General features: G+C 58.6%; 8 protein-coding genes. 1 reads left to right on the top strand and 7 read right to left on the bottom strand.

What is annotated here, in order from left to right; translation table 11 throughout:
* Positions 1-27 precede the first annotated feature (27 nt).
* Genes ACYZTM_RS28700 through ACYZTM_RS28670 form a run of 7 tightly spaced genes read right to left on the bottom strand, consistent with a single transcriptional unit; the run spans position 28 to position 21,443 of the window.
* The gene (locus tag ACYZTM_RS28700; protein ID WP_461986009.1) at positions 28-7,278 is read right to left on the bottom strand and encodes an SDR family NAD(P)-dependent oxidoreductase; all 7,251 of its coding nucleotides are present in this window, start codon (positions 7,276-7,278) and stop codon (positions 28-30) included.
* Between the two features lie 58 nt (positions 7,279-7,336).
* Positions 7,337-7,891 (bottom strand): isochorismatase family protein, encoded by a 555-nt coding sequence (locus tag ACYZTM_RS28695; protein WP_461986007.1) that lies wholly within the window; start codon positions 7,889-7,891, stop codon positions 7,337-7,339.
* 48 nt (positions 7,892-7,939) lie between these two features.
* Positions 7,940-9,352, bottom strand: a complete 1,413-nt coding sequence (locus ACYZTM_RS28690) for an FAD-dependent oxidoreductase (RefSeq protein ID WP_461986005.1) — start codon at positions 9,350-9,352, stop codon at positions 7,940-7,942.
* 30 nt (positions 9,353-9,382) lie between these two features.
* Complete coding sequence (locus ACYZTM_RS28685; RefSeq protein WP_461986003.1) at positions 9,383-10,231, bottom strand: ACP S-malonyltransferase; 849 nt, start codon at positions 10,229-10,231, stop codon at positions 9,383-9,385.
* Positions 10,232-10,244: 13 nt separating this feature from the next.
* On the bottom strand, positions 10,245-15,857 hold the full coding sequence (locus tag ACYZTM_RS28680; protein WP_461986001.1) for an SDR family NAD(P)-dependent oxidoreductase: 5,613 nt from the start codon (positions 15,855-15,857) through the stop codon (positions 10,245-10,247).
* Between the two features lie 31 nt (positions 15,858-15,888).
* The gene (locus ACYZTM_RS28675; RefSeq protein ID WP_461985999.1) at positions 15,889-16,695 is read right to left on the bottom strand and encodes a polyketide synthase dehydratase domain-containing protein; all 807 of its coding nucleotides are present in this window, start codon (positions 16,693-16,695) and stop codon (positions 15,889-15,891) included.
* Complete coding sequence (locus tag ACYZTM_RS28670) at positions 16,692-21,443, bottom strand: beta-ketoacyl synthase N-terminal-like domain-containing protein (RefSeq protein ID WP_461985997.1); 4,752 nt, start codon at positions 21,441-21,443, stop codon at positions 16,692-16,694. The genes ACYZTM_RS28675 and ACYZTM_RS28670 overlap by 4 nt, the downstream gene beginning before the upstream one ends.
* Before the next feature lie 473 nt (positions 21,444-21,916).
* Between ACYZTM_RS28670 and ACYZTM_RS28665 the strand changes: the two genes are divergently transcribed.
* A complete protein-coding gene (locus ACYZTM_RS28665) occupies positions 21,917-23,350 on the top strand; it encodes a DHA2 family efflux MFS transporter permease subunit (RefSeq protein WP_461985995.1) in 1,434 nt (477 codons plus the stop codon).
* Positions 23,351-23,377: the final 27 nt, after the last annotated feature.

Here is a 23,377-nt window from a genome sequence, read left to right as displayed (position 1 = left end):
CCGTGTGCATGCTCTGCTCCTGTGATTTCAGCGATTGCCCGGCTGAACCTGTGATCCATCGTCAAACCAATACCGGCGCGTATCGAAGGCATAACCTGGTAAATGGAGCCTGCCCGCCTGCGGGTACAAGGTCGGCCATTGGACCTCCCCCCCGTGCAAATACTGTTCGCGCAGGTCATGCCATTGCCCGTCGACTTCGGGCGCTTCGGTGCCTCGCTCAACGTGGTGTACATCCGGAGTCTGTTCCGCGCGCAATGCATGCAACAACGCATCAACGGTTCGAACGCTCCAAGCCAGGCGATATTCAAAATGCTCGCGTCCGGCCCCAAGGGTAAACGCGATGTCAGCCAAAGACTGTGATCGGCCCTGTGGCGAATCAAGGTGAACAAGCAAGGCCTGCTTCATTGCCAGCAGTGAGTCACGGCTGCGGGCAGACAACACGATCAAATGATCCCCGTGTATCGACGACGCCCGTGCGGCGAGCGCCGGTGGTTCAGATAGGACAACATGAGCATTGGTCCCGCCGAAACCGAACGAGCTGATTCCGGCGACGCGATCGTGCCCCTCCCAAGGTATATTGCGATCCAGCACCTTGAACGGCGAGCCTTCGAAATCGATGTAAGGGTTGAGCGTGCGCAAATGAAGGTTGGCAGGCAGCAACCGGTTCTTGAATGCCAGAATCACCTTGAACAGTGACGCAATCGCGGCGGCCGGTTCTAGATGCCCGACATTGGTTTTGACCGAGCCCAGCAAAACCGGGTGCTTCTGGCCGGGTACCAGCGTGTGCCAGGCGCCCTTCAAAGCATCGATTTCCACAGGATCGCCCAAGCGCGTCCCCGTTCCGTGAGTTTCGATGTAACTGACTCGGGCTGCCAGCGATGGCGAGTAGGCGGCAAGCAACAGACGTTGCTGCGCCTTGGGGTTGGGTGCCGTCAGCGAGTTGGCCCGCCCTCCGTGATTCTCCTCGGCGGCCTCGATCACCGCATGAATGCTGTCTCCGTCGCGGCGAGCATCGACAAGTCGCTTGAGCAACAGGCTGCCAACCCCCTCCGCACGAACGTAGCCATCGGCTTCGCTATCGAACGTGGCACAACGAAAGTTCGGCGATAGCACGCCCATGCTTTGCGCCGCTTCGGTCATGTCGCTGTCTATCAATAAACTGACCGCACCGGCCAGCGCGTAGTCGCACTCCCCCCGTTGCAGCGAAATGACGGCACGGTTCACCGCCACCAGTGCACTCGAACAGGCGGTATCGATAGACTGGCTCGGGCCTTCGAAATCGAACAGGTAGGACACCCGATTAGCCAGCATCGCATGGGCATTACCGGTGGCGGCGAAGGGATGAAAACTCTGTCCGGAACGCTGGAGTAGTGTCTGGTAATCGCTGAACTGAACGCCAGCGAAAACCCCCACGCGCTTGAGCGAGGACGGCGTGTAACCTGCATCGAGCAACGTGTTGTAGCACGCTTGCAAAAACAGTCGGTGTTGTGGGTCCATCAGCATCGCCTCGCGCGCCGATATCCCGAAAAAACGTGCATCAAAGTGCCCGATCTCGGGAATAATCCCGGCATGGCAGGCCTTGTCAGGCCAGCGGTCCACCGCTTTGATCGCACTGCGATTGGCTAACAGCCCTTCCCAGAATCCGGCCAGATCCTGGCCGCCGGGCAAGCGACCGTCCATTCCGATGATCGCAATCCGTTGGTCATCGACGTCTGGATCGATGGCCAGCGTTGCCATCGGTATCGACGACGAACGTGCGTCTGGACCTTGCGCTTTGATGGGGGCCGCAGACTGCGCCCCCCGTTCACGAAGGTAATCAATCAACTGCACGACTGAGTTGTACGTGAACAGCGTATTGGGGGCCATCGGCACCTTGAACTGTTCCTCAATATCTTGCGCTAACTGTTGCAACATGACCGAGTTCAAACCCAGGTCACCAAAACTGCAACGATCATCGATGTTTTCAGGCAGCAAACCGGTCAACGCGCTCAAAAGCGCTTTGAGCCGAAGCTTCAGTTGCTCCGGTGTCGCCGATCCCCTGCTGGTTTCAGCGATGGCCACTGCGTCAGGCGCCAGCGCTGCGCTGCTGCGCAATCCTTCAGGAGCAACACTGCGACGGATTTTCTCGCCGTCGCCAACGAACGGGGCAATCTGAGTCATGCTCGAGTCCACCCCATCGATCAACCTCACCAACAGGTCGACGCCTGCGGCGGGGGTCAGCGCTTGCATGCCGTAGTTGTCCTGCAAATAGCGACTCAGGGCAACTCGACCCTGTGGGTAGGTATCTTGTTCCTCAAGCCACAAAGGCCAGTTCACCGACAGACTCAGCCCACGACGATGACCACGGGCAACTTGCCGCTGACGACCGCCGGCAAACAGGTCCAGATAATAGTTGGCCACGGAGTAATCAGCCTGGCCGATATTGCCGAACAACCCGGACACCGATGAAAACAACACGAAGAAATCCAACGCTACATCAGCGGTTGCGCTATCGAGATGGCGAGCGCCGTTGAGTTTTACCGCTATCACCTCCTGGAAGTCCGCCAGTTGTTTATTGCGCAACAGTCCATCCCGGGTGATACCGGCAGCATGCAACACACCGTGCAACGCGCCATGCCTGGCAATTACCGTCTTGACCAGTTCAACCACTACGGCGCTATCGCCTATGTCAGCGCTGATGTAATCGACGTTTGCCGGCGCGGCCAACCCGGCAAGCTTGTGTCGGATCGCTTCCCCCGCTGGGCTCCGACCGACCAACACGACCCTCGCATCGAACTGGCTGATCAAGCGTGCGGCAACCGCCAGCCCGATCAGGCCCATCCCCCCGGTTATCAGGTAGACGCCCTTGTGGCGAAAACGGCTGCCAGTCGCTACGGGCCAATGAACTTCACGCAAGCGAGCCTGCCAGCGCTCACCGGCCACATGCCGACTGACACTAAAGCCGTCAGAGGCATTAGCTAGCTCATCCAGCGCTGACAGCAACAGCTCAGGCACACGCTCGAAGTCGTGCGATGAGACAGTCATCGACACCAATTCGAATTCGGGCTGTTCCATTTGCAGCACGCGGAACAATCGGCTCACGGCCCCCGCTGCGGGCGTTGGCCAGACCTCCAGCCCTTCTTCGTGGACAAAGGCCATCCGATAACGGGCGCCGGCGGCAATGATCGCCTTGGCTAGCGTGAACTGCCAACACGCCCATGCGGCCTGCATGTCCTCGCCCGAACTTTGCACCAGATTGATCAGCCACGGTCGCTGCGCCACCTCACCTGAGGCATAGCGTTGCAAAACTTGCCGGCAATCGTCGATCGAATCACTGCGCACTTGGGCGAAATGATCGTCCAGACGCAGGCTGTCACCGAGCGTGACCACCACAATATGCGGTTGGTCGATCAACGCCCGAGCCTGTGACGGATTGCAAAAGACAATGGCATCCTGACCTCTCGCACCCGATGCCTGAACGGGCCGGGATTCCCAAACGGTTTGAAAACACACGGGCACCGAGGCCTTCGTCAACGCCGAAGCGCCTTCCTCCACAGGCTTGAGCGAGGCAGCGCCCGTCGGCCCGGAGGGAACGAGCTCTTCGTCCCAATACGTTTGTTCTTCGAATGGATAATGTGGCAACGACACCAGCCTACGGCTGTCATGCATCGCCGCGAAATTCAGTGCTTCCCCCGCCAGGTAAGACGCTTGAAGGGACAGCAGGGTAGACCGCGATTGATCCACGACGTCGGGCACGCCAGCCGCGGCATCCTGCAACTGTTGCTTGAAGCGAGCCAGGTTATCGCCAACGAAACAAACACGGTGGACAAAGTGTTCACGTGCGACGCCCAAGGTATACGCAATCGCGGCAAGGCTGACCTGTGGATGCTTGTCGATCCAGACGATCAAATCGTTGATCCGAGCCTTCAACGCCAAGGGTGTGCGCGCCGAAACAGGCAACAAATATTCCACCTGTGACGCAGGCCCGAGCGACGCATCAGTGTACTGCTGAACGATGACATGCGCATTGGAGCCCCCGGCACCGAACGAACTGAGTCCAGCCAGCAGCGGCGTGTCAGCGGTCCAGGATTCGGTGTCGCGTGGCAAGCGGAAATCAGTGTCGGCCAGGTTCAACCAGGGGTTTTCGATTTCACAGTTGAGCGTCGGCACTCGCTTCTGGTGCTGGAACTGCAGCAAGATTTTGACAAGGCCAGCCAGCCCCGCAGCCGATTCAAGGTGTCCGATATTGCTCTTGATCGAGCCGATGCAGCGTCGCTCACCCTGACGAGTGCCATAGGCCGCGTTCAGTGCATTGATCTCGATCGGATCGCCCAGTCGAGTGCCGGTACCGTGGGCTTCCACATAATCGATCTGGTTGGCGTCCACACCGGCCTTGCTTAACGCTTGGCGAATGACCTTCTCCTGGGCTCTTGCCGAGGGCACGGTAAAACCGCTCGAGCGCCCGCCACTATTGAGCGCAGAGGCACGAATGACCCCGTGTATCCGGTCCCCATTGGCTTGCGCCTTGGCCAGCGGCTTGAGCATCAGGGCGATGGCCCCCTCTCCCGGAACATAACCGTCGGCTTCGATACCAAAGCTGTGGCACCGTCCGCTGGGGCTCAGGAAACGCCCTGCCGACAGCAATTTGAACTTGCCCGGGTGAGGCATGATGTTGACCGCACCGACCAGGGCTTGGGTGCATTCCCCGCTACGCAGACTGTTGATCGCCAGATGCAGGGCGGTCAGCGACCCCGAACACATGGTGTCGACACACAGGCTCGGGCCTTGGAGATTAAAGGTGTACGAAATGCGGTTGGCAATCGATGCAAATGAACTGCTGGTCACCGTGTTGGCAGCGTTCAGGTTTTGATAATGACCGAACATCGCAGCGGTGAAGACCCCAGTATCCTCCTGCGGATCGGCAAAATGTCCCGAGTCTTCCAGGGCGTGGTAGGCGATTTCCAGCAAACGCCGTTCCTGTGGGTCAAGACGCGTCGCCTCGACCGGGGTGATGGAAAAAAAGGCTGGATCAAACTGCTTGGCCCGCCGCAAAAAACCGCCATGACGGCCATAGCTGGCGCCCGGTTGTTTTGGGTCGGCTGAGTAATCGAGCTGCCAGTCCCAGCGTTGCGCGGGGATGACGCTGATCGCCTCGGACCCGGACTCAAGCAACGTCCACAACTGGGCCAGGTTATCCGCCCCGGGAAACTCGCCAGCCACGCCGACAATCGCGATGTCGTCCGGCCGATAGTGAGCACCGAGACCAGGGGCGACATCAACCTCCGGGCTCACCGCCACCGTTGCCGTCACGACTGCCGAGTTGATCCCCGGCGCCATCTGCGCCTCAACAGTGTCCAGCACGGCGACAATCTGCGCTTCATAACGATCTATCAGGAAACGCACAATCTGATTGATGCTCGAGTATTCAAACAACAGCGTCTTGCTGATGCTGACCGGGGTTTGGGTCGACAAACGTCGCGCCAGTTCGGTGGCAATGTTGATACTGGCCACCGAATCCAGGCCACGCTCAAGCAGATTGTCGTGTACCGACGGATCGGTTATTCCGCTGAAGCGCCGAACCACCTCTTGCACCCACTGCGTCAGGCGGTCCTCAAGGTTGATGTGTGCGCCAGGCGTGGACGTAATCGTCTCGATGGCCAGCAAGGGCTTGGTCGGCCCACCCCCTTCACTGGCAAATGCCGCGGCGAGCGCTTGGGGCTGGGAGCCAAGCAAATACTCACTCAACGCCGTCACTGATGAGTAATCGAAAATCAGCGCCTTGCTCAGGGAGACCGAGACACCGGTGCCGTTCAGTCGATGCTCCAGGGCCGAGACAATGCTGATCAGCGCCGAAGACGTCACGCCCATCGCCACCAGCGATGCGTCATGCGCTACATCGCGTAAGCCGCTGTAGGTATAAACCAGTGAACCAATCCACTCACTGACCGGGCTCAGGGATGGCAAGCTCACGGCTGCTGCCGCATCTGTTACATCTTTCCCGCTACTGGAGGGATTCAGTGGGCCTAGTACTGCGCGGCTACCTGCGAAGGCCACCAGACGCGGCGCGGTCTGGTCGAGGATGGTGCGCAATGCCGCCAAACCCTGCTCATCCGACAGGGGCAATAACTCACTGCTCCCTTCAGCCATCTGCATGCCCTCGGACGCCCACAATCCCCAGTTAATCGACTGCCAGCGAGCGCGACCGGCTGGCGCCTGACGACTGACAAAATCGGTCAGCTCATCGATAAAACCATTCGCAGCGGCGTAGTCGGCCTGACCGACATTGCCCACCAGCCCACTGAGGGAACTGAAGTGGCATACAAAGCCTGGCTGTATCAGTGAGTCCAGTGCCCAAAGATTCAAGCTGCCGGCAATCTTGGGCAGCAGCACCCGCTCGACATCGGCACTGTTTTTGTTGATCAGCAAGCGATCGGCCGTCGTACCTGCCAGGTGAAAAACCCCGTCGATGGCGCCATAACGATCCTTGAAATGATTCAGTGCCCCCGCCAGTGACTGCTGGTCCGCCACATCGGCCTGCACATAAGAGGTCACTCCGTGCGCCAGGAGCATGGCGCGTCGTTCGTCATCCACCGAGGAACGTCCGACCACACAGACCTTGGCCTGGTACTCACGGGCCAGCCACCGGCAGAGCAGCCGCCCGACACCACCACCGCCACCCGTGACCACGTAACAACCGTTGTGTCGCAAGGTGGATCCCGGACTCGACTCGACACGATTGCCCACTGGCTCAAGTTGCTCACGCGCCAGGGTCTGCCCGTCAAAACGATGCCGTACGCCAGGTTGGTCCAACGCTGTGGCAATCGCCTGGGTCAACGTCGACGTCAACGCACCCTCAACGATCAGCGAGGCATAACGCAGGCGGGTCGTTTCCTGGCACGCGGACAACCCCAGGCCATCGAGCACACTGGCCGCCAGGGCGTCGCGACGGCGCAGCCCCACCAGTGCGACGGCTCTGGACTGGCTGATCAGGCCCTTGAGTAGCGCCAGAAAAACCTGCGCACATTGACTGACCGTAGGGTATTGCTCAACCGCTGGCGGGCGTTCGCCAGACAATGCACAAAGGACGGTATGAGCACGGCTCGCGTCGAGGCGCGACAGGAGTTTTTCCATTTCATCCGGCACGGCCAGACGCTCGACGTCCGTCTGAATGACAACCAGCCCAGCGGTGCCGCCCCAGCGTGCAAACTCATCACTGTCAGTCAACAGGACGCTGCTCAACTCTGGATCCGAACCGGAAGCCATCGGTGTCGGGACGAAATGACGCTTGAAAATATCCATATCAAAAAATCTCTCGGGTAAGCATCGAAGCAGGCGTGCGGGCAGGCCCTTTGATCGCTTAGCGGATGTACCGCCCGTCCAGGTACTTCATCGCCAGATCGATGTAATCGGGGCGCGTGGAGTGGCGTATGCATTCGAAGAAAAACATTTCCCGAGTCAGTACGCGTATGCCTGCCTGCGCCAGATTGGTCAGCGCGTGCTGGTGATCGAAAAGATTACGAGCGCTGCACGCATCCGCCATCACGCTGACCTCATAACCCAGTTCACGCAGCCCCAGTGCCGACTGCAGCAGGCACACATGTGACTCTGCCCCCGCCAGCAGCACCTGCCGCCGACCGGTGGCCTCAAGCGGATGGGCAATCGAGTCATGCGAACTGCAGTCGAACCAGGTCTTTTCGAGGTAAGAAGCGGTACCCGCCACCTCCTTCAATGCCTGGGAAGAGGCGCCGAGCTTGCTGTGTTCGATAATCAGCGTTGGTACGTCGAGGGTCTGTGCCACATCGGCGAGCCAGCAGCAATTGTTCAGCACTTGCGTGCCTTCATGAAGCAACGGAATCATTTCCAGCTGCATATTGAAAATAACCACGCATACGTTGTCGGCCTTGATCAACATAATGAAACTCCCTGTCAGATGATGTGTTCGCCAAGCGCCTGGGGCGCGTTAAACGATGACGTCCTTAATGAACTTATGAGACTGGCTCTTGTGCAGCGAGGTGCCTTTGGCGGCAGCGAACAGCAAGTTGCCCAATATCGCCTTGAAGCGTTCGGAGGGTCGGTGTACCCCCATCAGGTCCTTGATGACATTGAATTGAATGGCAGCCAGGTTGTTGTCGGCATAGGGATGGTCGGCACCCAATCGGTGGGCAATGACCATACCCGACACCACGGCCCCTTCGTGGCCGGTCAGTGAAGTGTCGGTGCCGCAATACCAGAGCTTTCCGAGCCCTTGAATGCGTCGATAGCGCGACTTCTGGTAGAAGTCGATCGGACGTAGCTTCGGCAACTTCCAGTGCTGTTCATGAACCTGCCGCCCAGGGGCGATCGTCTGTTTGGGATCGAATGTCACCAGCACCGGTTTACGCACATGGGCATAGGGCGCCAGGGCATTGTTGATTCGTGTCAGTTGCCCATGCCCCGTGCCCTCGAGGCCTGAAGGTCGGGAAAACTCGCAGTACTCACCGTGCCCGCCTTCGACCAGCACCTGTTCATCGGTGTGCAGCACACTGTGAGTCGGGACGTAGTCGAAACGCGAAAGAATGTCCCGTTGCTCGGCGGTCGGCGCTTCAAGCAACTGGAGGGTGACATCGGCGTGCGTGGCAAATACCACACTGTCGAACTGTTCAATGTCACCCTGTGCGGTCTCGACCAACCAGCCGCGAGTGGCGTCTTTGCGCACTTGTCGTATTGGGCAGGCAAGGCGCACTCGCGCGCCCAGTAACTCGCCGAGCAGCAGCAAGTAACCATCGATGCCACCTTTGGCTTTACGCCAGACACCCGGCGTAAAAAACGACAACAGACTCATGTTGAACGAGATCGCCACGTACATGAGTGTGTATTCCAGCGAAGGCGCATTGCACCCGGAAAACGTCGTCAACAAAGGCAGCAACGCCTGCTGCGTGAACGCTTCCGAGTAGTTGCGCTCACTCAGGAATTCGCCAATGTTGAGTTTCTTGTAACGCGGATCACCGCCACTGAGCACCTGGGTCATGTCCAGATGAAAACGGTCGATCTCATCGGCCAGTTCACCCCGCAGTCGCCCCTGGCCGTGGAGATTGCTCCAGGCATTGTCAGCCCCAGGAAATGCCGCGCGAAACGACATCGGAGCGATGTAGGTATCGATGCCCAACTGCTGCAACATCGCAAACAGGTTAGGGGCCAGGCGCTCGTTGAAATACTCCACTCCCATGTCCACGTGAAGCGTGTCCTCACCCACACTGAAATGGTGGGTATAGGCATGTCCGCCCAAGCGTGGTCCGGCCTCGAACAGTGTGACATCGTGCAGTGTGTGCAACTGCCAGGCGGCTGTCGTACCCGCTGCCCCGCCGCCAATAATTGCAATCCTTTCGCGTTTCATATCGACCTCGTCCGTGTCGGTAAGCGCACCTCAGTTGTGCGCGAGTAATTGGGCGTTAAGGCGGGTCAAAACCTGGCCCGGTCCGACTTCCTCGAAAGCAATCTCGTCAAAACGTGAACACAAGGCCCGGATGCTTTGGGTCCATCGCACCGGACGAATAAGTTGCAAGCCCATTTCTTCCAGCAAGTGAGCCTCCCCTAGACGTTCGCCACTGGTGCTGGAAATAACCTGCGTGCCGGGTGACCCCAGGGTCTGTTGTTGCAGAAACGCGACATAGCTCAGCCGGGCCGGTTCCATATAGCGGGAATGAAAAGCCCCGCTGACAGGAAGCCGCACACAACGCAGGCCGTGCTGTTCCAGCGCTTTGCAAGCCGCGTCGATATCCTCGGACTTGCCACTGATCACTGCCTGCACTGGGTTGTTGTAATTGGCGATATCAATTTGATGAAACTGATGTTCAAGCAGCAACTCGGGCAACCGTTCAACGCTCTCGCCAATAATCGCTGCCATTGCCCCACCCTGCACCGCTGCCATCAACTCGCCCCGCTTGGCCACCAGCCGCAGGCCGGTCGCCAGGTCAAAAGCCCCGGCTCCGAACAGCGCGGCATACAAGCCGAGACTGTGGCCAATAAGCAGTTGCGGCAGATCACCGACTTGCTGTTGACGTTCAAGCCAGGCCAGGCAACTGACGAAAAAAATCGCCGGCTGGGTGTAAGCCGTCGAGTTCATGCGCAGGGAATCTTCACCGTTGCACAGGGCGGTAATCGAGTAACCGAGAATGTCGTCGGCGATTTCGCATTCCAGCGCATAGCGGGCGAACAACTCCCGCCCCATACCAGGGAACTGGGATCCCTGGCCGGGAAACATACCTATCAACATGAGCGTTCCTCTCTTAGTCCAGGTCGAAGGCCACGATCCGCGACGGTCTGTGAGCCGCCGAAATGTCGCGGTCGATGCCCGTGGGCCGCTCAGTTTTCAATGCACTTTTATGCACCACCACCGACGTCAGCTCACGCATGACAATCAGGGGTCGGCCCTGGCCGTCACTGAAGAGCAAATCAAAGGTCACCGATCGATCACTGGCCTGCGCCGGGCGCATGACGCAGTGGCAGAACACCGCTTCATGCTCCGGAATGCGCAACACCCGACATTCTCCCAAGTGGTAAGGCACCAGCAGTTCGTCCGCGCCAAGACCCCGCAATTGCGGGATCAAAATGGCGGTTTGCAGGCCGCCATCGAGCAGTGCCGGCGATATCCGGTAACCCCAGTCGCGTCCTGCATCGAGCAATGTCCTGACACTGGTCTGCGCCACCTTTGCCCAACGCAGAGGTCGCAGATCCTCGCCGTACTGGTAACCCAGCCGAGTGAACTGCCGGTAAATCTCCTGATGCCCGAGAAAGGTCGACGAGGGTTCGGGAGCCGGCCAGTTCACCACCGTGTTTTCGACAGCAGGTTGCAACAGCCCTTCGCAGTAAATCTGTGCGTGATCCAGGGAGCGCAATTCGAATCGCTCACCGTTGATGCCCAGCAGCACATCATCCAAGTCACGAATGACACTGCGCCATATCACGGCCTTCAAGGTCACGTCGCGGCGGTTCTCCAGGCAGTGCGCGAGAGCCCACGCGGCCGGTGCGATCTCAGTGCCAAGAATCGAGTGTTGGCGTACCAGATCATTGGCGTGATGGAATGCACTTTGTGTCGACTTGACCCACGACCGGGTTTTCTCGAACGGATAACCGGGCAGTGAGATGACCTCGCGCAGGGGAAAGAATGCGGACCATGCAATGTCCTGCCCCGCCCTGAACGCCAAGACCAGTTCGGCGGCCTGAGCCGCCTGCAGCCGACCGCTGCCGGCCAGCGCTTGAGCAATCGATGGTGCATTGACCGGATCGGCAACCGCAGGCGCACGCTGCTGCAAATCTTCACGCAGCAGGCTCAACAACTGCGCCTTGCTTGAGAACACGTACCCCTGGCGATGGGAGAAGTGTTCCCGCGCACAACACAGGGTGTAGCTGATGGCGGTGAGCGACGGATCGTGCTGCTCCAGCCAGTCGTGCAGAGCGTCGATTTGACGTTGTAAACCCGCCTCGGTACGCGCCGACAAAAGCGCGATGTTCACCTCGGTCGTCGGCTGTGCCACCGGCGCCGGCACCGACTGCAACACCGCGTGGGCATTGGCCCCGCCCGCGCCAAAAGAACTGACAGAGCCGTACAAGGTTCCGTTGGCCGGCAAGGCCTGGGATTGCTGAACCAGGTAAAACGGCGTGTCGGCAAGATTCAGCAATGGGTTGATCTGCTGCGCATTGATCGAGGGGGCCAACGTACGAGCCTGCAACTGTTTGAGGACCTTGATGACGCCGGTCATCCCCGCCGCCGACTCCAGGTGCCCGACGTTACCTTTGACCGAACCGATGGCGACTGAGCCTGGTGCCACCCCTTTGAACACGGTGCTCAGGCCACGGATCTCGATCGGGTCGCCCAATTCGGTGCCGGTGCCGTGAGCTTCGACAAAATGGATATCGGCGGGCGTCAACCCGGCACGTTCAAGGGCTTTGCCGACAACCCGCGATTGCGCTTCCGGGTTGGGGGCCGAGTAACCGTTGGATTGGCCACCGGCATTAATGGCAGTCCCGCGAATCACACCATAGATACGGTCATTTGCGCGGATCGCATCGGCATAGGGCTTGATCAGGATCGAGCAGATGCCTTCGCCGTCAACGAAACCGTCCGCCGCTGAGCCGAACGGGCTGCAGGTGCCCGAGCGCGACAGCATGTGCAGGCTGCAGAGCTGCTCGTAATGACGTGGGTTAACGATCAAGTTGACCCCACCGACCAGCGCCTGGGTGCAGTCGCCGTTGCGCACCGCCTGACACGCCAGGTGCAGCGCGGTCAACGACGCCGAACAGGCGGTGTCGATGGCCATGCTCGGCCCCTTGAGATCGAACAGGTAGGAGACACGATTGGCAATGGACCAGAACAGCGACGTCGGCGTCGGATCTGTCGGTTCTTCGGGCCGATGCCAGGCATAACCGCCATTCATCACCCCGACGAAGACGCCGGTTTCACTGCCCTTTAGATCACCGCGCCGATAACCGGCATCGGCGAACGTCTGATAAGCGTTCTGCAAAAACAGGCGCTCCTGGGGGTCCATCCGCTGCGCTTCAAGCGGCGTGATATTGAAAAACTGGTGATCGAACGCGTCGACATCCCGCACAAATCCACCGATCGAGGTGTAGCTCCCTCCTTCAAGCGGACTGCGCGGGTTCTCAAAGCCTTCCAGCAGCCAGCGCTGGCCAGGAATAGAAGCGGTGCACTGGCGCCCAGCCTGCAAACTGGCCCAGAACCCCTGCACATCATCGGCATCGGGAAACTGTCCCGCCACACCGACGACCGCCAGATCATCGGCGCGCGCCGGCGACGCAGCGTCCATGCCGGCGCCGGCGGAGGACGTTTGCGCGGGTTCGCGCAGTGATTCGTTGGCCACCATTGCAGGCTCTGAAGCCTGCGGCCCGACGGCATCGGGGTATTGCTGCTCCAGGTAAGTCGCCAACCGGTCGACTGTGGGGTATTCGAACAGCAATGTCGCCGGCAAGTAGCCAAAACGCTCACGCAACGGTTTAAGCAACTCCAGAGAAATGATCGAATCGATGCCGTATTCCTTGAACGGCACCGTGTCCTCCAGCTCATCAGGCTCCATCAACATGGTCTCGGCTATCACCTGACGCAGGAGCGCGCAGGCCGGCCGCAGCGAGGTTGGCGCCGCTGCGCCGACAGTGACGGCTGGCGCGAGCGACGGTGGCGCTGTCGGCGTTACTGCGGCTGGCAGTTGCTGTGTACCAGCGGCGAGCGGCGGCATGGCGCCGGCCGCGCGCTGCACCACCTCGCCGAACTCCGTCAGGAAGTACCGTGTCAGACGCGCGATGGTGGGATGTTCGAACAATACGGTGGCCGGCAAGTACCCAAGGCTTTCCTTGAAAGGTTTGAGCAACTCCATCGCAATCAACGAATCAACGCCGTACTCGTTGAAAGGCTGGTCAACATCGATTTCGTCTTCAAAGGCGTGCAGCACATCAGCGATCACCCGGCGTACCCAGTGCTCGACCGGCGTCTGGGAATCACCTGCGGCGCCAACGTTCGGGGTGGCGCCGGACACTGCCGCAGACGCATTGGCAGAGGCGTCAAGCCTGGCAACGATCACTTGCTGATCCTCGGAACCGTGGCCAATCGTTGCGCTGAATCCGGCATCGCTGAGCAACGATTGCCAGGTCGCGGCAGCCACCAGCGGGCTGTTGGGGATCCGGTAAGGATCAACACTCAACCACCAGCCTTCTGTCAGGCCAAAGGTCAGCGTGGCGTAGTCCTGGCAGGACGTTATTTCATTGAGGATGAAAATGCCTCCGGGCGCCAGCCGATCACGCACATTGGCCAGGGTTGCCGGGAGATCGGCGGTCGCATGGATGACGTTCGTCGCGATGATGACGTCGTAACGCTGATCGCTGGTGGTCGGCCGCGCGATATCGCAGAGCTCGTAACGCACGAATCCGTACTCGGAAAAACGGCTGCGCGCCTTGTTCAAAAAAGCATGGGACAGGTCAGTGAAGGTGTAAGTAGCCTCCTTCCCTTGCAATACCGGGAGCACGAATTGACAGGTACTGCCGGTGCCGGCACCCACTTCAAGCAACTGCAAGGGTCGTGCTTGTTGACGGGCAAACCTGTCGACGACCTGTGCCACGATGTTGTTGAAATAATCCGCCAGGGGATTGTCCCGGTACACCGGCTCGACCAGCGCGAAACTTCCTTCAGGAAACAGCACAGTCAGCGGGTCAATTTCTCCGCTGAGTATTTGTGGATAGCGCGCCAGGCAAGCGTCGAGCAACGCGACATGTCCGGCGCTTTCCGGAAACTCGCTCAACAGTTGCTCACGACTGGGGCCGTGGCTCTGTGCAATGGCGTTGATGGCAGCCACCAGTTTGGCGTGTCGGGGTACTGTAACCGCTGGAATCGTGGTCTGCGCCAGGCGGGCACGTGCGTAATTTTGCAGTCCCAGGGACAAACCAATATTGCGGCGCACGCTCTCACTGTCGGGATCAAAGGCCGGAACGACTGCAGCCAACAGCGATTGCGCAGCGTTCACTGGGGTCTCTATCCCAGCCTCCGGATGAGGGCTTATACGCAGCCGTTCCAACGCTTGCGGCGACGCCTTGACCACACTGATCTGGGAAACGGCGCTGTGCAGCAACGCTTCGATGATCGCCAGCCCCTCCGGCGCCTCGATCGAACCGATCTGCAGCTTTTGCATCCGTTCACGGTAGAGGGGCGAGGCCACAATGCCGATAGACCCCCAATACCCCCAGTTGATGACTTTGGTGTTGACCATCAGTACGTCACGCAGCAATCCACCCAGCGCGTCCTTGCTGACACAGGCCGCCGTGTAGTTGGCCTGACCGGCGTTGGCAATGTAGGACTGGATCGAGGAAAACAGCAGGACGAAATCGAAGTCCCGCCCACGGACTGCATTCAACAGATTGACCATGCCGTGCAACTTCGGCTCCAGCACACGCATCAACGCCTGTTCGGTCATGTTGCTCAGCACCGCATCATCGAGCACCAGCGCTGAATGAATGATCCCGTCTATCTCGGGATAACGCGCCAACAGTGCCGCGACCGCGGCCGCATCAGCCAGGTCGGCCTGTTCATACACCACACTGGCGGCCAAGGGGCGCAGATCAGCGAGCAGTTCATTGGCGCTGGCGCGACGACCGACGAGAATCAGACGGGCCTGATAACGACTGGCCAGGTAATGAGCCAGCATGCTCCCCAGACCACCGGTAGCCCCGAATATCAGGTAGGTGCCAGCTTGTTTAAAGCCCTTGGCTGAATCGACCGGTGCCAGCGATTGCGCGGCCAGGGTCTGTGTCCACCACTGATGGTCATCAAGGGTGATCGGTTGGCCGCTCTCGACTGGGAATTGCCCCTGCAAGGCCGCTCGAAAATGGTCCTGGGTGAACGCCGCCAACGAGAAACAGCGTACGTCCCAGCCACTGAATTCCTTGGCAGCCGTCTGCCCCAGACCGATGTAGACACTGTCGACCGGATGGGTTGGCGCTTCGGCAGCCGGTGAGACGATCGACTTGACCGTCACGATATCCAACCGCAGATGCGCCAGTTTGGCCAGCCGCTTGTTCATCTGTAGAAAGACTTTTATCGCCTGATCATCGATGCCATCGCGCCAAGGCGTGACCGACATGAAAACAATGCGCGAAGCCGCACCGCTCTCAACCAGGCGCCCTATCCGCTCGACGTTTTCGGCATTGAGCAGCAGCGACTGCGCATCGGGCAACCACTGCTTGAGCGCTTCGAAAGTAGCGACCTGCCTGGCCGGAACCACGACCAGAATGTCACGCTCGATGCAGGAGCGAGTGTCGGGCTGAAGCTTCGAACACTGCCACCGAGGTGCGTATATCAATGATGCAACCTGGGAGAACGGAAGAACGGGCTGGCTCATGTTTCACCTCCATATGAATATGATCTGCGCTTTACAGAAGAGACGGTTTGACGCCCAGGTCGCGAACCGAAATCAGCGGTCTGCCGTCATGGCTGAGCACGCAAATGTCGGTTCGAAACTCAGTGTTTTTCTGGGTAGTGACCCAGTATTCATTCGTGTGACTGAAGTCGATGGGCGCATGCAGCACCAGCGTGCCGAGCGAAAACGGCATCAGGCTGCCGCGCTCGGTGCCAATGGAAATGGCCATGCCCGATTGAAACGCGCAGTCCAGTAGATTACTGAAGCAAAATCCGGCACCGGCCTGCCTTGAAAGCAACGCCAGGGACTGTTGCTCATGGATGCGCACATCGCTGATCTTTTTGAAGAACGGGCCGTAGTCGATCCCCATGCCCGTGAATTCGGCGTACACCTGCTGATGGCTGAAATACCGGCTGAAGTGCCGCCCCAACTGCTCGCGAATACGTTGCCCCTGCGCAGGAACGTCCGTTTTTGCGGGCTCGGCGCAGAGGCAGCCCAGTGCATAGGTATGTTCCTGGTCACCGACGGTAAACGCCAGACGCTCATCGCCGACCGGCTTGAACTCGATGTTCAGTCGCGGGGCCGGGACGTTGCCAAGAAACGGCCTGAGCCACAGGCAATCTTCCAAAGTGCTTGTCGTGTAATGCGGAAAGAGCAGCTTCGCGGCATTCAAGACCAGCTCCAGGTAACTCACGCCGGGCAAGACCGGCATCGAGCGCACCTGATGATCGGAAAAGCACGGATGATGGGGCGGCACACAGAGCGTCGCGGCGTGGCCCCGGGCGTGAATAAAAGGGGCAAAAATACCCTCCCCGATCATCTTGCCGATTCCTGCGCGGCACGGTTTGGGCGTACTTGGTCAAACCAGTAGTCGCGCTCGTCGAAGCGATAAGTCGGCAGATGCACTCGCTGCCCGCTTTCGCCCCGATGCACGCTCGCCCAATCCAGTGTCTCGCCCTGCAAGAAGCATTCTCTGAGGGCTGACAACGCTTCGTGCCGGGGCAGGTCTGCGCGCAGCGATGCAGCAGCGCCGCCATTGGCTTGAGCGGCCGCACGCCATGAGTCCGACGGCAGTGCCAGTTGCTGCACCAGATCTGCGAGACTGCCGGCCACCCAGGCCAATCTGAATTCCGCCTGAGCACGACCGCTATTGCACGTGTAAGCAACCTGTTCCAGGTCAAGGAGCGACGGATCGGTCTGCAACTTGTGTGTCAAAAAGTCTTTGAGCTGTTCACGCATGGCCTGCAAGGCTTTGTCGCTGGCAGCGGACAACGTGACCAGATAGCAGGCGTGAAGATTGGCACATCGCTCACGGCGCGGCGCTTGGCCAACGACCAGATGAGCATTGGCGCCACCGAAACCGAACGAACTGATACCCGCCACCTGCGGCGAAGGCCACGGCCGTGTTTGGGTGAGGATCGAGAACGGGGACTGCTCAAGGTTGATCAGTGGATTCAACCGACTGAAGTGATGGTTCGCCGTCAGGGTGCTGTGCTGCATGGCCAGCAGCACTTTGGCCAGCGAGGCGGCCCCGGCTGCCGGCTCCAGATGACCGATATTGGACTTTACGGCCCCGAGCCAGACCGACTGCTCAAGCTGGTTCGGACACAGTTCGCGCCAGGCTGCCTTGAGCGCATCAATTTCGATCGGATCGCCCAACAACGTACCGGTGCCGTGGGTCTCGATGTAACTGACTTGCGCTGCGAGCCCGGGACTGTAGACACGGGTCAACAGCGCCGCCTGAGCCGCCGGGTTAGGCGCGGTCAGGGAGTTGGCCCGCCCGCCATGATTTTCACCATGCGCCAGTATCACACCATGAATGGCGTCTCCATCCTGCCGGGCCTGACGCAAGGGTTTAAGCAAGAAACAGCCCACGCCTTCTGCTCGGACATAGCCGTCGGCAGACTCATCGAAACTGGCACAACGAAAACGCGGCGACATGAAGTTGCCGGCCTGTAGCCCCAGGGAAATCTGATCATCGGCAATCAGGTTGATGCCGCCCGCCAGCGCAACTTCACAAACACCCGAAGCCAGATCCTGGCACGCCTTGACCAGTGCACTCAACGAACCTGAGCAGGCGGTATCCAAGGTGAAGGACGGGCCGCGCCAGTCGAAAAAACTCGACAGACGATTGGCCAGGATACTCAACGAGTTGCCAGGCAATGTGTACGGGTTGGGAGGCGTGGAGAACCTGGCCTGCAGCGTGGCGTAGTCGGCACCTGTTCCTGCGATATAGCAGCCGGTTCGACTGCCGGCCAAGGCGTGCGGTGCATACCCGGCGTCTTCAAGTGTGCGCCAGGTCGTCTGCAAGAGCAGGCGTTGACGCGGATCCATGTAATTGGCTTCCAGCGGTGAAATGGAAAACAACTTGGCATCGAACGCCTTGATATTTTTTAGAAAACCGGCCTGAAGCGGCGCGGTAAAACCGGGACGCAAGGTGCTGGAGATCAGGTTTCGATTGTCCAGCAAAGCCTGCCAGAAACCTGGGGCCTCAAGGTCTGAGGGCATCAATACGGAAAAACCGATGATCGCGATCTGATCGTCCCGTTCAGTTCGGGTCGCTGGCTGCGACGTCTCACTCGCCTGCTGGCTATCGGCATCTCCGTTCAGCGGCTGGCGGTCCGACAGCTCTTCGGTGATGGCAGCCAGCGTGTTGAGGGCATAGAAACGATGGGGGGCGATTCTAACCCCTAGTTCGTCGGACAGTGACTGTGACAACAGATTGTAGGAAATCGAATTCAGGCCCAACCATCCCAGAGGCAGTTGCCTATCGTGGACATCCACCCCAAGACAAGAAAGGATAATGGCCCGGACTTTGGCCTCGCGGCCCTCAGACTCGTGGTTTGATGGTGCCAGCGCAGAAACAGGCTTGACGGCGCCAGAGGGCAAGATGCTCAGCAGCTCCAGTGGGTCGCTGGCCAGGCTTCGTAAATCGACCTTGCCACTCGTAGTCAGCGGGATCGCCTCCAGACGCAAGAGAGCAGCCGGGATCATGTAAAGCGGAACTACTTTTTTCAGTTCAGCCAGGACGCGAAGCTCATCCACTGCATCGCCCTGCCCGGACCAGTAAAAGCTGTACAAGTGAGGGACGGCGCCGGTACGCACGACCGTGAACACCTCCACCGGCCCGAGCAACGCGGCAAGACGAACATTGATTTCGTCAAGTTCGATCCGATGTCCATTGAGTTTGAGCTGACTATCGGCCCGCCCCAGATAGGCCAACTGCCCCTCGCCGAAATGTCTGACCTGATCGCCCGTACGGTAGACTTTGCCGTGGATGCCGGGCACATCGATGAACGCCTTACGGCTGTCGACATTAAAATAACCCGGCGCCACGCTGGCTCCGCTGATCAGCAGTTCCCCTGCCTGGCCGTTGGCGACGGTTCGCAGGTTTTCGTCAACGACATAAAAGCGACTGTTGAGTACAGGACGGCCGAGGTAAATGACATCGGGATCGTCAATACGCGCACAAGAAGCCCAAACCGTTGCCTCCGTAGGACCATAAACGTTGTACAACAAGTGCCGGTCCCGGAGCAGGAACTGCGCGATATCAGCCGTCAATGCTTCTCCACCGCAAACAATCGTCAGCCTGCGAGGGCAGGACCATCGGGCATTCTTAAGCAATCGCCAGGTGGCGGGAGTAGCCTGGACTACCGTGGCGGCAGAGTCATTGATGTGCCGGGCGAGTGCCGTCGCCGAGCGACGAGTCTCGTCATCGACAATTTCCACTGTGCCGCCGACAACCAGTGGCAGCAGCAGTTCGAGAATCGAAATATCGAAACTAATGGGCGTCAACGCCAGGAAATGGTCTTCTTCACAGAACCCAGGCTCAAACGTCATGGCCATCAGAAAATTCGAAAGGTTGTCTCGGGTCGGTGCGACGCCCTTGGGCACACCAGTCGAGCCTGAGGTGAACAGAATGTAGGCCTGATCGCAGCCCAACTCCCGAAGCGGTTCCTCACTGATACTCGACAGCGTGCCGGAGTGAGGTAATTCGATCACCAGCACCCCAGGATGGCGAGCCTTTAATTCCGCGACATCCACCAGCCCATCGCTGAGCACCACCGCCAATCGCGTCGAGACAATGATCGCGTCTAGCCGTTGGCCCGGCAGCGCGCTGTCCAGGGGAATAAATGGGACCTGAAGATTCAATGCGGCGAGCATCGACACCGGTAGCCAGGAGGAGCGCCCTAGCAACAGGCCGATACCGTGCCGCAGCGGTGCTCCTTCGACAACTGCCTGAATTTGCCGGGCCAGATTTAGCGACTGGTCTGACAATTGAGCATACGTCAGCGCCTGATGTGGCGACTGCACGGCGGTTTTTTCCGGGCGCAATTGCACCTGTTCACGCAAGCGTGCAACCACACTATCAGTCTCGGTCAACGCCACTACATCGCCGCATGCCGCCGGGTGCAGGGGTTGGGTAAACTCGATGGCGTCGATGGGGGTATCGCCGTCACTCACGAAGCGATTCAACACCTGCATGAGGTTATCGGCCCACTGTTGGACCAGGGCGACAGTAGCAAGGCTTTCGGGGATATCGACACTCAGAGAAAGCCCCTCGGCATCGTAATGGAAATTCACCCCTAGATCGTATGGCCCCCCGGTCAATGGCGTTTCGATCAATTCGACCTTGAGCCCTTCCAGCTCAGGGCAGACGCTTGGCAACAGTCCCTCGGACTGGTTGACCACGACGTTCAGGACCGGACGATTACGATTTAGACGCTCATCCGCAAGCCCCAACATCGTCTGGGGTGCCAACAGTTGATGCGCCCTGAGGGCGCGGCGTTCCTGATCCACATGGCTCAGGTACTGGCGAGGCGACCACTCCGGGTGGTGTGGAATCCACAAGGGCACCAGGCTGGTGAAGCATCCCAGCGCACCGGGCTGCTGCCGAGTGTCGAGCGTATGCGCAATGCTGACCCCTTCAAGGTCCTGATCCTTGCTGTAACGGGCGATTGTTATGGCCGTCGCGGCTACGATCAATCTGAACAACGTACTGTTTGACGCCGCAACAAACGCCTGGAGGGCTGCGTAGTCCGAGCCGCTCAGCGAGCGTTTGACAGTCACAAAGAGGGATTCACCCCGATATCGCGCCTTGAGAAACGTCAACGTTTGGCCGAGCGGATATCGGCTCAGCCGGTCCTTCCAGAAAGCGACCGAGTCGGCCGATTGAAGGGACCTCGCCTCAAGAGGAATACATTGGGTACGTTGAGCTTCATCGACCGGGTCGGGTCGGACACGCGCTTGTCCGTAAAGTCGGGTTAGCAACGTACAAAATATCCGATAGCTCTGCCCGTCGAAAATCAGATGGCTGAACGTCAATCGAAGATGGTGGAGATGCTCCGAGTGTTTCGTCAGCGTGAAGCTATACAGCCGGCTGTCCGGGAGTGAAATCGTAGAACCGGGCATGAAAAAAGGCTCACTACGGGAGGTACACTCTACATATTCCAGTACATTCTTCGGCATTGCAGCCGGATAAACATGAAGACCAGACTCTCTTCTAACGAATGTGCTTAATGCCGTTCGATAATCTCGAAAAATCAATGTGTACAGTGCATCATTCAACACACTTGCCACTATTTCGCCACGAAGTAGAAAGGCATATGACAGCGTGCAACCGGGATCACCCCGATTTTTCTCTATTCGGTCGAATATAAGTTCCTCATGGCAACTCGCGAGCCTGTGCATTGTATATCGGCCCTCCCGGCCATTCTACGACGCCTTATTAAACGTCCAGTCCATAAATTACTAAAAATCACCTGAATACAACATGTTATGACTACTCAGCGAATTATAACCCTTTGCGAAATATCAACTATTGACGAAGAGCCTACAGCACAAAAAGCGTAGGAAGCAACCCGACTTGCAAATATCAAATATTGGGCTACATTAACTGCGAAACCACTTTCCTACATCTGCAATCCATTTAAAAACCACGATATTTGACTGACTTAACCTTCAGCAAATTCCCACATCAGCCAATGAATTCGGCACTTCGAAGACCTTTCACTCAGCAACTTCCTACATGGATATTTTTTATGGATGATATAAACACAAGCTCACTACCGCTGAGCTTGGAGCAGGACGCTTATCGTGAGAAACGCTGGCAAGCGTTAGTAATTGTCTGCCTGGCCACATTGATGATTGTGCTAGACACCACGATCGTTAACGTCGCGCTGCCCTCGATCAAATTAGAACTGGGCTTCAGCGATGTTTCGCTGGCCTGGATCATCAATGCGTATTTGCTGACGTTTGGAGGTTTCTTGCTGTTGGGCGGTCGTTTGGGCGACTTATACGGTCAGCGCAATCTTTTCATTGGTGGAGTCACCCTCTTCACGCTGGCATCACTGGCCTGCGGGCTGGCATCGACGCAATGGACCCTTGTGGCCGCGCGGGGTTTCCAGGGCCTAGGCGGCGCACTGGTCACAGCCACCGCGCTGTCGCTGATCATTCATTTGTTCACCGACCCGATCGAGCGCGCGAAAGCCATCGGCGCCTACAGTTTCGTATGTGCCGGCGGCGGCAGCATCGGTGTGTTGTTGGGGGGCGTCCTGACCAATACCTATAATTGGCATTCGATTTTCCTGGTTAACTTGCCCTTGGGGATCATCGTTCTAGGCCTGACCAACCGCTTGCTTCCGCCTGCCGAAAAAATCAACAAAGGTAAGCTCGATGTGGCCGGCGCCATCACAATCATTGCTGCACTGATGCTGGCGGTGTACGCGATCATGAATGGCAATCACGCAGGCTGGGGTTCCAAGCAGACGCTTGGCTTACTGGCACTGGCGGTCTTTATGTTCGTGCTGTTTTTAGCGATAGAGTTTCGCGTGAAGGAACCGTTAGTACCGCTGCGTCTGTTCCGCTTACGAAACCTGAGCACAGCCAACCTGATCGGTATCCTCTGGGCAACGTCGATGTTCGCTTGGTTTTTTCTGTGCGCCCTCTACCTGCAACAGATTTTGGACTACAGCCCGCTTGAAGTAGGACTGGCCTTTTTGCCCGCCAACCTGGTGATGGCCGTGTGTTCATTGAGCCTGTCCTCGAGGCTCATCATTCGTTACGGCATCAAGCCGCCGCTGGTCCTGGGTCTCGCGCTGGCCGCCGCAGGTCTGCTGCTACTGTCAAGGGCACCCGCTAACGGTGATTTTCTGTTTGACGTCTTACCAGGCATGCTGTTATTGGGATTGGGTGCCGGAATGGCGTTCAACCCGGTGCTAGTGGCCGCCATGAACGATGTGGAACCCAGTGAGTCCGGCCTCGCTTCAGGTATTGTCAACACATCCTTCATGATGGGCGGTGCATTGGGTCTCGCCCTCATCAGCAGTCTGGCTTCCTATCACCGTGATTACCTTATAGATAACGGTCTTGGACCTCTTGAAGCGTTGGGCGGAGGTTATGGGATGGCATTTTTAGTGGGGGCCCTGCTTTCCCTCTTAGCCTCGCTGATTGGAGCGGTGTTCCTGCGTAAATGATCCCTGACCCAAACACCAGCGAAGTAA

The organism is Pseudomonas sp. MDT2-39-1 (assembly GCF_054898085.1).
The sequence above is the reverse complement of the archived record's forward strand: the minus strand, read 5'-3'. Positions and strand labels throughout refer to the sequence as shown.